At 60.8% G+C, this 13,721-nt stretch carries 15 protein-coding genes; 10 read left to right on the top strand and 5 right to left on the bottom strand.

The annotated features are described in order from the left end of the window. Positions 1 to 35 precede the first annotated feature (35 nt). The 5 genes from WHX55_RS21685 (at position 36) to mnmH (ending at position 4,409) form a co-directional block, all read left to right on the top strand. Positions 36 to 815 (top strand): helix-turn-helix transcriptional regulator, encoded by a 780-nt coding sequence (locus WHX55_RS21685; protein ID WP_353741278.1) that lies wholly within the window; start codon positions 36 to 38, stop codon positions 813 to 815. Between the two features lie 106 nt (positions 816 to 921). Then, on the top strand, positions 922 to 1,095 hold the full coding sequence (locus WHX55_RS21680; protein ID WP_079246732.1) for a DUF1427 family protein: 174 nt from the start codon (positions 922 to 924) through the stop codon (positions 1,093 to 1,095). Positions 1,096 to 1,122: 27 nt separating this feature from the next. After that, the gene (locus WHX55_RS21675; RefSeq protein ID WP_150759596.1) at positions 1,123 to 2,079 is read left to right on the top strand and encodes a zinc-binding alcohol dehydrogenase family protein; all 957 of its coding nucleotides are present in this window, start codon (positions 1,123 to 1,125) and stop codon (positions 2,077 to 2,079) included. A 192-nt stretch (positions 2,080 to 2,271) separates the two neighbouring features. Then, on the top strand, positions 2,272 to 3,306 hold the full coding sequence (gene selD, locus WHX55_RS21670) for a selenide, water dikinase SelD (protein ID WP_150725800.1): 1,035 nt from the start codon (positions 2,272 to 2,274) through the stop codon (positions 3,304 to 3,306). Then, on the top strand, positions 3,306 to 4,409 hold the full coding sequence (gene mnmH / locus WHX55_RS21665; RefSeq protein ID WP_150759597.1) for a tRNA 2-selenouridine(34) synthase MnmH: 1,104 nt from the start codon (positions 3,306 to 3,308) through the stop codon (positions 4,407 to 4,409). Before selD ends, mnmH begins: the two co-directional genes overlap by 1 nt. A gap of 137 nt (positions 4,410 to 4,546) precedes the next feature. Here mnmH and WHX55_RS21660 read toward each other — a convergent pair whose 3' ends face one another. Continuing rightward, positions 4,547 to 5,218 (bottom strand): histidine phosphatase family protein, encoded by a 672-nt coding sequence (locus WHX55_RS21660; protein WP_150753145.1) that lies wholly within the window; start codon positions 5,216 to 5,218, stop codon positions 4,547 to 4,549. 368 nt (positions 5,219 to 5,586) lie between these two features. On the opposite strand from WHX55_RS21660, the gene WHX55_RS21655 reads away from it, so the two are divergent. The 3 genes from WHX55_RS21655 (at position 5,587) to hemB (ending at position 8,282) form a co-directional block, all read left to right on the top strand. Beyond that, positions 5,587 to 6,300, top strand: a complete 714-nt coding sequence (locus tag WHX55_RS21655; RefSeq protein WP_150759598.1) for a glutathione binding-like protein — start codon at positions 5,587 to 5,589, stop codon at positions 6,298 to 6,300. Positions 6,301 to 6,318: 18 nt separating this feature from the next. Then, complete coding sequence (locus WHX55_RS21650; protein ID WP_150753142.1) at positions 6,319 to 7,161, top strand: PhzF family phenazine biosynthesis protein; 843 nt, start codon at positions 6,319 to 6,321, stop codon at positions 7,159 to 7,161. Between the two features lie 146 nt (positions 7,162 to 7,307). Beyond that, entirely contained in the window at positions 7,308 to 8,282 is a 975-nt protein-coding gene (gene hemB / locus WHX55_RS21645) for a porphobilinogen synthase (protein WP_150759599.1), read from the top strand. A 34-nt stretch (positions 8,283 to 8,316) separates the two neighbouring features. Here hemB and WHX55_RS21640 read toward each other — a convergent pair whose 3' ends face one another. Then, positions 8,317 to 9,852, bottom strand: a complete 1,536-nt coding sequence (locus WHX55_RS21640; protein ID WP_353741277.1) for an FAD-dependent oxidoreductase — start codon at positions 9,850 to 9,852, stop codon at positions 8,317 to 8,319. 136 nt (positions 9,853 to 9,988) lie between these two features. On the opposite strand from WHX55_RS21640, the gene WHX55_RS21635 reads away from it, so the two are divergent. Further along, positions 9,989 to 11,080, top strand: a complete 1,092-nt coding sequence (locus tag WHX55_RS21635; protein ID WP_353741276.1) for a DUF1615 domain-containing protein — start codon at positions 9,989 to 9,991, stop codon at positions 11,078 to 11,080. 76 nt (positions 11,081 to 11,156) lie between these two features. Here the strand turns inward: WHX55_RS21635 and WHX55_RS21630 are convergent, their stop codons facing one another. Further along, positions 11,157 to 11,558, bottom strand: a complete 402-nt coding sequence (locus WHX55_RS21630; protein ID WP_353741275.1) for a hypothetical protein — start codon at positions 11,556 to 11,558, stop codon at positions 11,157 to 11,159. 261 nt (positions 11,559 to 11,819) lie between these two features. Here WHX55_RS21630 and WHX55_RS21625 point away from each other — a divergent pair, with 261 nt between their 5' ends. Continuing rightward, positions 11,820 to 12,443, top strand: a complete 624-nt coding sequence (locus WHX55_RS21625; RefSeq protein WP_151215104.1) for a glutathione S-transferase — start codon at positions 11,820 to 11,822, stop codon at positions 12,441 to 12,443. Positions 12,444 to 12,515: 72 nt separating this feature from the next. Here the strand turns inward: WHX55_RS21625 and WHX55_RS21620 are convergent, their stop codons facing one another. Beyond that, positions 12,516 to 13,352: an IS3 family transposase gene (locus WHX55_RS21620; RefSeq protein WP_353741274.1), complete on the bottom strand. Its 837-nt coding sequence runs from the start codon at positions 13,350 to 13,352 to the stop codon at positions 12,516 to 12,518. Next, positions 13,349 to 13,654, bottom strand: coding sequence for a transposase (locus WHX55_RS21615; protein WP_150753137.1), 306 nt, complete (start codon positions 13,652 to 13,654; stop codon positions 13,349 to 13,351). Before WHX55_RS21615 ends, WHX55_RS21620 begins: the two co-directional genes overlap by 4 nt. Positions 13,655 to 13,721 lie beyond the last annotated feature (67 nt).

Below are 13,721 nucleotides of genomic sequence, written 5' to 3'. Positions count from 1 at the left end.
ATGGAAACTTCCCGTACCCCCAATGAACATTGACCATGGCCCTCGCCGCACCGCCTGACCTGAGTGACACCGATGTGCCTGTGCAACCGCTGGCTCGCACCTATCCGCGCGGGTTGTACATCGAGCCTCACGAGCACGTCTGGGGCCAGTTGCTGTATGCAATGAGCGGGGTGATGTGGGTCGAGACGCCGCACGAGGCACTGGTGGTGCCGCCGCAGCGGGCGGTGTGGTTGCCACCCGGTGTGCCCCACGGGATTCGCGTGGTGTCCGACCTGCAAATGCGCAATATCTACCTGCGACCTACTTTGGCGGCGACCCTGGATGACCGCGTTCAGGTGATCGAGGTCGGCGGCTTGCTGCGCGAACTGATCGTCGGTCTGGTGGAGCAGGGCAACGACGGGTCGCCCGAGTATTACGACGCACTGGTGGGCCTGGCGCTACTGGAACTCAAGCGGGCCAGGCGTTCGATGCTGAAAATCCCACTGCCGGACGATTCCGACCGACGGCTGATGAACCTGTGTCAAGCGGTCATGTCGGCGCCGTCGCTGGATATCTCGTTCGAGCAGCATGCAGAAACCGCCGGTGCCAGCGTGCGGACCCTGGCGCGGTTGTTCAAGGACGTTTTGGGCATGGGCTTCGCCGAGTGGCGGCGTCAGGTGCAACTGGCGACGGCGGTGGCCGAGCTGATCCAGGGTGTACCGGTCAGCGCGATTGCCCGGGAGCTGGGCTATTCGCCGAGCAGCTTCAGCGACATGTTTCGCCGTGAGCTGGGCGTTGCTCCTTCGCAGTTTCCGGCGGCGCAACGCCAGGACTGAATTCGCCGAGGCCAGGCTTTGGCCGAAATTCAGAAGCACTTGGCCGATGCTCGCAGGCGTCGCCCTCTAGACTCAGCGCATACCTCAATTGCCCCTGGAGTCTGCCATGAACTACCTCGTGTCACTGGCCATCGGTCTGGGCGTCGGTCTGCTCTACGGCGCCCTGGATTTTCGTTCCCCCGCACCCCCGGCCATCGCGCTGGTGGGCCTGCTCGGGATGCTTGCCGGCGAAAAGCTCTGGCCGATGGGGCGGGGGCTGGTGGCTGGCTGGATCTCCTGAACCCTTTTCGACTCGATGGATACGCCCATGAAAGCTCTGCAATTCGATAAAACCGGTGATCTCTCGGCCCTGCGCTACGTCGAGGTGCCTACGCCTGTGCCCGGCGCCGATGAAGTGCTGGTCCAGATCAAGGCCGCCGGCCTCAACCCCAGCGATGTGAAGAACGTGCTGGGGCGTTTTCCCTACACCACCTTGCCGCGGATTCCCGGTCGTGACTTTGCCGGGGTTGTCGTGGCCGGCCCGCAGGCGCTGATCGGTCAGGAAGTCTGGGGCACGGGCAAGGAACTGGGCTTTTTCGCCGACGGCTCCCACGCGCAATTCGTCAAACTGCCGGCCAACGGCGTGGCGCTCAAACCCACGCATTTGAGCTTCGCCCAGGCCGCCAGCCTCGGTGTGCCGTACACCACGGCGTGGGACGCACTGGAACGCAGCCTGGTGACGGCCGAAACCCGATTGTTGGTCATTGGTGGCGGGGCAGTCGGCAGTGCCGCGCTGGCCTTGGCCAAGGTGCGCGGTGCCCGGGTGCTGGCGGCCGCGCGGCGTCCGGAACAGGTCAAGGACTTGCAGGATCAGGGTTATCAAACCCTGCAACTGGATAAACCTGAAGATTTGGGCGCACAGGTCAACGCGGTCTATGCCGGCGGTGCCGACGTGATTTTCGACACCACCGGTTTCTGGCTGCCGGCCTCGGTACCCGCCCTGGCCGCGTTCGGCCGCATCGCGATCATCGCGGCCCCCGTGGACGGTCACGTGCAGTTGCCGGCCCTGGCGTTGTATCGCAAGGGTGGCTCGGTGGTGGGAATCAACTCGCTGCTGTACGGGGTGCAGGCGTGTGCGGCGATGCTCGACCAGTTCGGCCGGTTCTTCGATCAGGATTTGTTGCCTCTGCCACAAGGCTTGTTCGAGTCGCCATTGGCGGAAGGCCTGGAGCGTTATGCCGAAGTGAATCAAGGCAGCGGTGACAAGGTGATTCTGCTGCCTTAACTGCGATCAATGTGGAAGCGACGGTGCGGCGATCCGACCTGCTCGCGAAGACGGCGGCACATCCAGCAATGATGCGACTGGCACACCGTTTTCGCGAGCAAGCCCGCTCCCACAAAGTCCGTGGCTGTGCAATGCCTTGCGCATGCCTCGCTCTGCTAGAATCGGCCCCATTGACCCAATGAGGTACCCCCAATGAGCGAGCCGATTCGCCTGACCCAATACAGCCACGGCGCCGGTTGCGGTTGCAAGATTTCCCCCCAGGTGCTGGAAGTGATCCTGGCCGGCAGCGGGGCGCAGAACCTCGACCCGAAGCTTTGGGTCGGCAATGCCTCGCGCGATGACGCGGCGGTGTATGCCATCGATGAGGAACGTGGCGTGGTCTCGACCACGGATTTTTTCATGCCGATCGTCGACGATCCCTTCGATTTCGGCCGAATTGCCGCCACCAATGCCATCAGCGACATCTACGCCATGGGCGGTGACCCATTGATGGCGATTGCGATTCTGGGCTGGCCGGTGAACGTGCTGGCGCCGGAAGTTGCCCGGGAAGTGATACGCGGCGGTCGTTCGGTGTGTGACGAGGCGGGCATCCCGCTGGCAGGCGGGCACTCCATCGACGCGCCGGAACCAATCTTTGGCCTGGCCGTCACCGGCCTGGTGGAAAAGCGCCACATGAAGCGCAACGACACCGCCACCGCCGGTTGCCTGCTCTATCTCACCAAACCCCTGGGTATCGGCATCCTTACGACCGCCGAGAAAAAGGGCAAGTTGCGTCATGCCGACATCGGCCTGGCCCGGGACTGGATGTGCACCCTGAACAAACCCGGCAGCCGTTTCGGCAAGCTCGACGGCGTAACCGCGATGACCGATGTCACCGGTTTCGGCCTGCTCGGGCACCTGGTGGAAATGGCCGACGGCAGCCGGCTCACGGCGCGCATTGAATATGACCGTGTACCGCGCCTGCCGGGGGTCGAGTATTACCTGGAACAGGGCTGCGTACCGGGCGGGACGCTGCGCAATTTCGACAGCTACGCCAGCAAGCTCGGACGCCTTCAGGAGCTGCACAAACGTGTGCTCTGCGACCCGCAGACCAGCGGCGGCCTGCTGATTGCCGTGACGCCTGAAGGCAACGAGCAATTCCTCTCGGTGGCCGCCGAACTGGGCCTGAGCCTGGAACCGATCGGTGAACTGGTCGAGCGACAGAGCAACGCAGTCGAGGTGTTTTGATGTTCGTCGACTGCACTGATTACCGCGACATCTTCCTCAACGACCGGCCAATGATGGACGCCCGCGCGCCTGTCGAGTTCAACAAGGGCGCGTTTCCCGGTGTGATCAACCTTCCGTTGATGAATGACCATGAACGCCAGCGGGTCGGCACCTGCTACAAGCAGCACGGCCAGCAAGCGGCCATCGTGCTGGGGCATCAACTGGTGTCGGGCGCGGTCAAGGCTGAACGCATCCAGGCCTGGGCCGATTTTGCCCGGGCGCATCCGGATGGCCTGCTGTATTGCTTTCGCGGCGGCCTGCGCTCGCAGATCGTCCAGCAATGGCTCAAGGACGAGGCGGGCATCGACTATCCACGGGTGGGCGGCGGTTACAAGGCCATGCGCACCTTCCTGCTGGACACCCTCGATCAAGCCGTGACCCAGTGCGATTTCGTCCTGTTGGGCGGGATGACCGGCACCGGCAAAACCGAGGTGCTTACGCAACTGGGCAACAGCGTGGACCTTGAAGGTCATGCCAACCATCGCGGCTCCAGTTTCGGCAAGCGCGCCACGGGCCAACCCTCGAATATCGACTTCGAAAACCGCTTGGCCGTAGACGTGCTGAAAAAACGCGCCCGGGGTATCGAGCAGTTCGTACTGGAAGACGAAAGCCGTGCGGTGGGCAGTTGTGCGCTGCCGTTGCCGTTGTACCAGGGCATGCAGCAATTTCCGATGGTCTGGCTGGAAGACAGCCTGGAAGGGCGGGTCGAGCGGATCCTGCGCGATTACGTGGTGGATCTGTGCGCCGAATTCATCGACGTGCATGGCGATGACGGTTTTGCGTTGTTTTCCGAGCGCTTGCTGGCGAGCCTGAACAATGTGCAGAAGCGCCTGGGTGGTGAACGTCATCGGCGCATGCTGGTTTTGATGGAGGATGCGTTGGCCGAGCAAGCCCGCAGTGGCACGGTGGATCTGCACCGGGGCTGGATCGAAGGGCTGCTGAGTGAGTATTACGATCCGATGTACGCGTTTCAGCGGGAAAAGAAAGACGCGCGGATCGAGTTTGCCGGGGAGCGGGGGGCGGTTCTCGAGTATCTGCGTGAGCGGGGCAGTCAGAACGGTTGAGGGTGTTTTTGCCGACCCCTTCGCGAGCAGGCTCGCTCCCACATTTAATCAGCGGTGGTCACAAAAAATGTGTTCGCTGGAGATCGAATGTGGGAGCGAGCCTGCTCGCGATGAGGCCCGATCAGGCAATGCGCAACTCAGGTCGGGCAGGTTTCAGCACCATTATCCAGACCTTGCTTGTACACATGGCTCTGCAAACTGGCCTTGCCGTTGTGCCATGTCAGGGTCAGCACATACAGCGAATCGTAGTCGCTGGACTCCCAGTCATCCGTGATGGTCATTTTCTTGCCGGTGGCGTCGCCGGCGACCTTGTTGATCAGCTCCGGCAGGTAGCCGTGAGACCAGGCGGTGTAGATGACCGCGTTGTGATACTTGTCGTGGATCAGTTCATTCGCCAGGTCACTGGTGTCATTGGCGGAAAAATTGATGTTCACCGGCAGGCCCAGCTTGATGGCGCTGGGGCTGATGGTCATCAGGGGGCGGATGTAACTGTAGGAGTTGTCGAACTCGCCTTCCTCGACGTTACGGGTCGGGTTCGCCGCGAACACATAGTTGGCCTTGCCGAACTTTTCCGGCAGTAGCGTGGCCAGGTCGATGGCGCGGTTCAGTCCCTGGCAATTGAGCTGGCCCAGACCACCGTCGGGTTTTTCCCCGTGGCGCAGGAAAACCAGCGTCTGGGTGCCATCCATTGGGTGGGCGCGACTCAGGCCGGATTCCAGCGACAGGAACAACGCGCTGACCACCAAGAGGGCGGGCAATAAAAGGTAAGCACGATGTTTGAAGCGTTTGGCAAAATTGAACAGATTCATGAGTAAAGGTGTCTTCAGCGCAATTCGGTTAAGGCTGACAAACCTTTACACCACGATTGTCCTGCGTCGGGTGTTTTCCATGTCATTGAAGCCGGTCCGTTTCCAAAGGGGTGGTGCTCAGAGTCCCCTGAACCCGTTTGGTTCGATTCCGGCCGAGTGCGCGGCAATGTACCGGTAACCTTCAAGGGTTTGCAGCGAAGGTTATCGACAGGATGTTGCAATATTGTGGACACCCTACACCGGATGGCGTTGAAACAGTCGTGATCTCTTTTGATCTTGCCTATCAGCCAGATTAATGGCGTCAAGGGCTCGCTGAGCCGATATCTACATTATGATCGTCGCTCTCAATGTCTTCGTGGATCCCGCCCATGACCGATCTGTCCGCATTCCCCATCACCCGCAAATGGCCTGCCCAGTACCCGGAGTGGATTCAGCTGTACTCCTTGCCGACCCCCAACGGCGTCAAGGTATCGATCATGCTCGAAGAGATCGGCCTGCCGTATGAACCTCACCGGGTAGGCTTCGACACCAACGATCAGATGTCCCCGGAATTTCTTTCCCTCAATCCCAACAACAAGATCCCGGCGATCCTCGACCCCCACGGTCCGGACGACAAGCCGCTGGCACTGTTCGAATCCGGGGCGATCCTGATCTACCTGGCCGACAAGAGCGGACAACTGCTGGCCCAGGAGTCGGCAGCGCGCTACGAAACGATCCAGTGGCTGATGTTCCAGATGGGCGGCATCGGCCCTATGTTCGGCCAGCTCGGGTTTTTCAACAAATTCGCCGGCAAGGACTACGAAGACAAGCGCCCCCGTGACCGCTACGTCGAGGAAAGCAGACGCCTGCTTAAAGTGCTCGACGGCAGGCTGCAAGGGCGCGACTGGATCATGGGCGAGCGCTACACCATCGCCGACATCGCTACCTTCCCGTGGGTGCGCAACCTGATCGGCTTCTATGAGGCTGGCGATCTGGTGGGCATCCAGAACTTCCCTAACGTCACGCGAGTACTGGAACGTTTCCTGGCGCGGCCGGCGGTGGTGCGCGGGTTGACCATCCCCAAGCCCAACGATTCGATTTGATCAGGACCAGGGACGGCCATGAGTTCATTCAATTTCAAGCAAGTCGATGTCTTCAGTCCTGTGCCGCTCAAGGGCAACCCGTTGGCGGTGGTGTTTGGTGCCGATGAGTTGAGCGATGAGCGCATGGCGGCGTTCGCGACCTGGACCAACCTCAGTGAGACCACGTTCATTCTGGAGCCGCAGGACCCCCGGGCGGACTATCGGATGCGAATCTTCACCACCCTGAGGGAATTGCCGTTTGCCGGGCACCCGACCCTGGGCACTTGCCACGCCTGGCTTGAGGCTGGTGGCGTGCCCAAGGGCGAAGAGATCATTCAGGAGTGCGGCGTCGGCTTGGTGCGGGTCCGTCGGCAGGGCGCGCAACTGGCGTTTCTCGCTCCTCCGTTGCTCAAGACCGGGCCGGTGGACGACCGCCTGGTAGAACGTGTGCGGTTGGGGCTCGGGCTGGAACCGGACGCGATCACTCGGGCGCAGTGGGTCGATAACGGCGCCGGCTGGCTGGCGGTAATGCTCGGGGATCGGCAACAGGTTCTGGATCTGCAGCCGGATCATTCACACATGCTTGGCTTGGCCGTTGGTGTCATCGCACCGTGGCATCCCGAACGCGATGGCGATGACGCCCATTTCGAAGTACGGGCATTCATTTCCGGCGATGGCATGCCCGAAGATCCCGCCACTGGCAGCCTGAACGCCGGGATAGCCCAATGGTTGCTCTGCGAAGGGTTGGCACCGGCAAGCTACGTGGTCAGCCAGGGCCTGACCATGGGGCGCGCCGGGCGAATCGAGGTGGAGCAGGCGGGGGATGAAATCTGGATTGGCGGGGCGGTGGTGACTTGTATCAGCGGGCAATTGAACCTTTAATCACACCGGGAGCCTTGCGGCAGCGCGATTGTTGCCGAACCAGTAAGGGTTAGTTGATCACCCAGGGTTTGTGCCCCGCGCCGCGCAAGGCATAAGCTTTGCCTCCCTACGACATTCGTCTCGTCCTCTGAAATCCAGGAATACCCATGTCCAGTCAGTTCCCCGAAGCACGCCCACGCCGTCTGCGCCGCAATGCGAGCCTGCGCAGCCTGTTCCAGGAGACCGAATTCAGCCTGAACGACCTGGTGTTGCCAATTTTCGTCGAAGAAGAAATCGACGACTTCGTGCCGATCAAAAGCATGCCGGGCGTGATGCGCATACCCGAGTCGAAACTGGCCGGCGAGATCGAGCGCTACGCCCGTGCCGGGATCAAGTCGGTGATGACCTTCGGCGTGTCCCATCACCTGGACAGCAGCGGCAGCGACACCTGGCGCGATGACGGCCTGGTCTCGCGCATGTCGCGCATCGCCAAGGACGCGGTGCCGGAAATGATCGTGATGTCCGACACCTGCTTTTGCGAATACACCGACCACGGCCATTGCGGCGTGCTGCACAACCATGAAGTCGACAACGACCAGACCCTGATCAACCTCGGCAGGCAAGCCGTCGCGGCGGCCCGTGCCGGTGCCGACGTGATCGCCCCCTCGGCGGCGATGGACGGGCAGGTCCAGGCGATTCGCCGGGCGCTCGATGCCGCCGGGTTTACCCAGACGGCGATCATGGCTTATTCGACCAAATTCGCCTCGGCGCTCTATGGCCCGTTCCGCGAGGCGGGCGGCAGTGCGCTCAAGGGCGACCGTAAAAGCTACCAGATGAACCCGATGAACCGCCGTGAAGCGGTGCGCGAATCGTTGCTCGACGAACAGGAAGGCGCCGATGCGCTGATGGTCAAACCGGCCGGTGCGTACCTGGACATCATCCGCGACATCCGCGAAGCCTCGCGCCTGCCGCTGTCGGCCTATCAGGTGAGTGGTGAGTACGCGATGATCAAGTTTGCCGCCCAGGCCGGGGCCATCGATGAAGACCGTGTGGTGCGCGAGAGCCTGGGGGCGATCAAGCGGGCCGGGGCAGACCTGATCTTTACGTACTTTGCGATGGATCTGGCCTTGGCCGGGATCTGAAAACCACCGCATATCCCTGTGGGATGTGGTGTTTTCAGGTCGCGCCAAAAAACGGCCGGATCCCGTGATCGCGGAAATACCGTTCGATCACTTTCGGGTCCGAGCAGGTTTCGGCAATCGCCACATAGGTATCGGGCCGCAACAGATAAAAGCCATTGCGCCCCAGGCCCGCCGCTTCGAACGCCGGTCGCCAGTCGAACACATGCAGTGGCAGGTGGTGCTCGTGGCACCAGGCGATCATCTCGTCGCTGGTGTCGCCATAGACATGCACCTGCCAGGTCAGGCACTTGAGCGACTCGAAATTATCCCCCTCACCGTCATGGGCCCAGGGCAGGCGATCACCGCCATGCACATGCCCGGCAACGCCCGTGCTCAGCGGCATTCCACGATAATTCAGGGTGATCTGCGACACCGTGCGAAACAGGAACTGGCGGGAGGTTTCGAACGAGGTCATTTTCGGTAACAAGAACGGGGCCAGGCGCGTACGCAGCAAATCGGCAATCGGTCCGTCGGCGGTGACGAAAGTGAAGACCCGGTCGGTGGTGGCCACCAGTTTGCGCGCAAACGCGATGCGCTCGGTTTCATAGGTGTCGAGCAGCCTGGCCTTGGCACCGCCGCTCAACACGGCCGCCAGTTTCCAGGCCAGGTTGATGGCATCGCCAATCCCGGTGTTCATGCCCTGACCGCCCGCCGGGCTGTGCACATGTGCGGCATCACCCAGCAAAAACGCCCGGTCCTTGCGGAAGTGATCCGCCACCCGATGATGCACGCGGTAGGTCGAGAACCAGTTCAGTTGCTCGATCTGCACCTTCATATGTTCGATGGCCCGACTGCTGACGTCCTCGAAGCGCAGGGTCTCGGCATGTTCGGCGCGCTCGTCGCGCACCGTGCCGATCAAGCGCGCGCGACCACTGGCGGCCAACGGGAATACGGCGAGGAAGTCCGCCTCGTCGAGATCCACATGCAGTTCGCCATTGAATGTCGGGCCGCTGGCCTGCACGTCGGCGACGTAGAAAATCTGCTGGTAGGTCCCGCCGGGAAATCCGGTATCCAGGATCTTGCGTACAATCGACCGGGCACCGTCGCATCCGGCCAGGTAACAGGCCTGGCAGATTTCCTGCTGGCCGTCGGGCAGGTGCAGCGTGGCCGTGATGCCGTCTGCGGTTTGCTCGAAGCCTGCCAGTTCAGTGTTGCGTTCCACCGTGATACCGAAGGCTTCCAGGCGCTCGATCAGCAGCTGTTCGTGTTCGTCCTGCGGGAAGATCTCGAGAAACGAGTAGGGCGTCAGGCCCTCACCGATCTGGGACAGGGGCAGGTGCGCCACGGGCTCACCCTTGACCCAGAAGTTGCCGGCCTTTACTTGATGGCCGTGTTGCACCACGGCGTCGTCCAGCCCGAGCTGGCGATACAACTCCAGCGTTCGTGCCTGGACGGCCAGTGCCCGGGATGTGGTGCCAGGGGCGGAGGTTTTGTCGACGATCCGCACGCGCACACCCAGTTTGCTCAGCCACAACGCCAGGACCAGCCCGGTCGGGCCGGCGCCGATGATCAACACGTCGCTGCGGTGCATGACCTGTCCTCCTCGCTGTGTGAATCAAGTATGGTCCAGTCGGGGAGGGCGGCAACCGTCGGACTGCCACGGTCGTAGCCGCTGACCTGCCATTGGTCGTATGGTTGGCCCGGACAAACGGATTAGATGGAACGACATGCAAATCAGATTGATCACAAGCGTCGCCGTGTTGCTGGTATTGGCCGGTTGCGGCAGCCAACGGACCCAGGAACCGGCGGCGCGCAGCCCGGCCGAAGTGAAGGCCGAGATTGTGCGTTTGCTGCCGGCCAAGGCTGCTGACCCCCAGGGTTGGGCCACGGATATCCAGGTGGCGTTTACCGCGCAAGACATCTCGCCGACCACGAAAAATCTGTGCTCGGTGTTGGCGGTGACTGAACAGGAGTCGACCTTTCAGGTCAATCCGGGCGTACCGGGCCTGGGCAAGATCGCCCGCGACGAGATCGACCGTCGCGCCGCCAAGGCACACATTCCCGGCCTGCTGGTGAGCAGTGCGTTAAAGCTCGATTCGCCCAACGGCAAAAGCTACAGCAACCGCCTGAATGCCGCGCGCAGTGAAAAGGAACTGAGCGCCATTTTCGACGACTTCATCGACATGGTACCGATGGGAAAAAAACTGTTCGGCGGCTTCAATCCGGTGCATACCGGCGGGCCGATGCAGGTCGGCATCGATTTTGCCGAACAGCAGGCCAAGGGTTATCCGTACCCGGTGAAGGGCTCGATTCGTCATGAAGTGTTCACCCGGCGCGGCGGCATGTATTTCGGCATCGCGCATCTGCTCGGGTATCCGGTGAGTTACCCACAGCCGTTGTACCGCTTTGCGGACTTCAACGCGGGTTGGTACGCCAGCCGTAACGCCGCGTTCCAGAACGCGGTGAGCCGGGCTTCCGGTATCCCGTTGGCGCTGGATGGCGACCTGGTGCGCTACGGTTCGATCATGCCCGGCACCACGGAACTGGCCGTGCGTACCCTCGGCAAGCAACTGGACATGCGCAATCCGACGATCCGCGAGCAACTGGAAGAGGGGAAAACCCTGGCGTTCGAAGACAGCAAACTCTATCGACGGGTTTTCGAACTGGCCGAACGGGCCGAGGGTCGGCCGTTGCCCCGTGAAGTGTTGCCGGGGATCGTGCTGCAAAGCCCGAAAATCACCCGCAAACTCACCACCGCGTGGTTCGCCAAACGGGTCGATGAACGTTACCAGCGCTGCATGGCGCGGGCAGTAAATTAATCGCGGCGAAAAAACGCATAAAAAACCCGGCGGGTGAGGCCGGGTTTTCCTTGAGTCCTGCGGTAAAGCACTGCATTCAGACAGCGCGGCTTTCGATCAGACGGTCCGAGCCACCTTCAGCGACGCGGTTTTGCAGGAGCTTGTCGGAGCCGCCTTCGGCAACGCGGTTTTGCAGGAGTTTGTCGGAACCGCCTTCGGCGACGCGGTTTTGCAGCAGTTTGTCGGAACCGCCTTCGGCGACGCGGTTTTGCAGCAGCTTGTCGGAACCGCCTTCGGCAACACGTTTTTCCAGCAGGCGATCCGAACCACCTTCGGCCACACGATTCTCGATCAGGCGATCGGAACCACCCTCGGCCACACGGCTTTCAATCAGACGATCCGAGCCGCCTTCAGCGACCATAGGCTGAGCAGAGTTTGCGGCGAAAGCGTTAACTGCGAAAACCGAGAAAGCGATGCTGAGGAGGGTTTGGCGTTTCATGATGGTGTGCTCCGGGGTGCTTATGGGTTGGTATGGAGCAGATGTTACGCCGGGGATTTTTTAAGAGAACTTCATTGACGTGATGGTGAACATCGACGGCAATGATAGGACCGACGACACACCCCTTGTGAGCGTGATGGGGCGATCGTCGGATGACCGTGGTGTGGCGGGTGGCGGCTTCTACACTGGATAGCTGGCGCGTTCCTCTGCCGGGACGATTGATGAGGCACTGCAGAGATCGCGGTGTGCAAGGAGACGTTTATGTACCAGCTCTACGGTTATCAGAACTCTGGGGCGGCGGCCATCGAAGCCGCCCTTGAACTCTGTGATATTCCTTATCGCTTCATCGATGTCGAGGCATCCGCGGAGGCGGCCCAGGCGCTGGAGAAACTCAATCCGCTCAAACAGATACCAACCTTGCAGCTACCCGATGGCGGCGTCCTGACCGAGAGCGCGGCGATCCTGATTCACCTCGGGCTGACCTTTCCCGCATCGGGGTTGTTGCCGCCAGACCCGGCCGAGCGGGCCCAGGCCATTCGCGGCATGGCGTACATCGTCAGCAATTGCTATGCGGCCATCGGCATCATCGATTACCCCGAGCGCTGGCTGGCCGAGGCGGATGAGTCGTCCAGGCAGAACCTCATGGAGGGCGCCCGTCGGCGCCTGCACTGGAGTTGGGAGGTGTTTGCCGATCAGTTCTCGGGCGAGTTGTACCTGGGCAGCGAGAAGCCAGGGGCCCTGGATGTGCTGGCGGCGGTGATCTCGCGATGGGCGGGCAGTCGGGAACATTTGCGCATTGCCCGGCCGGGGTTTTTCGCCTGGCTGGAACGCATCGACCGCCACCCGGCACTGGCACCGGTATTCGCCCGGCATTGGCCAGTCTGAAAACCCTGAAAACCAAATGTGGGAGCGAGCAGGCTGAACTGGTCAAGTAATCCCGGACACCGGTTACGGTGTTTATGCCGCTTTTTGCTCCATGGCTATTGGCGACAGGTAGTTGTTGTAGCTGTGGAGCCTGGTGCGGTTGTAGTACAGGAAGAAACGCACCATATCGGTTTTTGCTTCCTCGATCTTGCTGTAGCCACTACGAGGCACCCATTCTGATTTCAGCGTGCCGAAAAAACGCTCCGTTGGAGCATTGTCCCAGCACTGCCCGCGATGACTCATGCTTTGCAAAATGCCATGACGCTTCAGTTCTTCTTGAAACTTGCGACTGGTGTACTGACAGCCCTGATCTGAATGGAACATCAGTCCAGGAGGACACGCTCGCACCTCTGTCGCCATGCGTAGCACCTTGCTGACCAAGTTGGCGTCATTGACCAGCGAAAACGCCCAGCCAATGACGCGGCGAGCAAACAAATCGATCACGATGGCCAGATGAACCCAGCGCTCGCCCACCATCAAGCTGGTAACGTCGCCACACCAGACCTGATCAACTGCAGTCGGCTTAAAATTGCGCTTGAGTCGATTGGGCGCGACAAATGCTTCAACGCCTTTGGATCTGAATGGGTGAGGCTGGCGTTGTTTACTGACAATGTTGGCCTCCCTCATTAGCGCCCTGACAAGGCCTCTTCCGATCGCGATGTTTTGGGACTTCAGGTTCTTGCTGATCATTCTGGAACCCATGGCTTCCCGGCTTTCGCTGTGCAGTTCAACCACTTTCAACTTGAGGTCTTCGCGTCTGATCCGCGGTTTGGCTCGCCGCTGAAGCCACTCATAAAAGCTGCTGCGCTTCACATCGAAAACACGACACACAATGGCAGTCGGGAATGACTCTCTTAGTTCCGCAATCATCGAAAACGATCGGGATCCGACATCAAGAGAGCGGTAGCCTTTTTTAAGATCTCGGCTTCCATTTCCATGCGTTTGATCTTGGCCTTTAGTTCCTGGATCTGGCGCTGATCTTCGGTAATCGCCTTGGTGCCTTTGACTGGCTGTCCCTCGCGTTCCTTGCGAACCTGATCGACCCAACGCCGTAAAGCGGTAGGGCCGATATCCAGCGATGCACACACTTCTGGAACCGGGCAGTTATCATCAAGCACCATGCTGGCAGCATGCAGCTTGAACTCGCGGGTATAGACCTTTCTTTCGTTCATGGAACCTCCAAGTTGGCGAAATCATATCGCCCTTAAGAGGTGTCCGGAATTATTAGGCCAGTTCAGG

It is taken from the genome of Pseudomonas fluorescens, from assembly GCF_040448305.1.
Lineage (GTDB): Bacteria > Pseudomonadota > Gammaproteobacteria > Pseudomonadales > Pseudomonadaceae > Aquipseudomonas > Aquipseudomonas fluorescens_BH.
The sequence above is the reverse complement of the archived record's forward strand: the minus strand, read 5'-3'. Positions and strand labels throughout refer to the sequence as shown.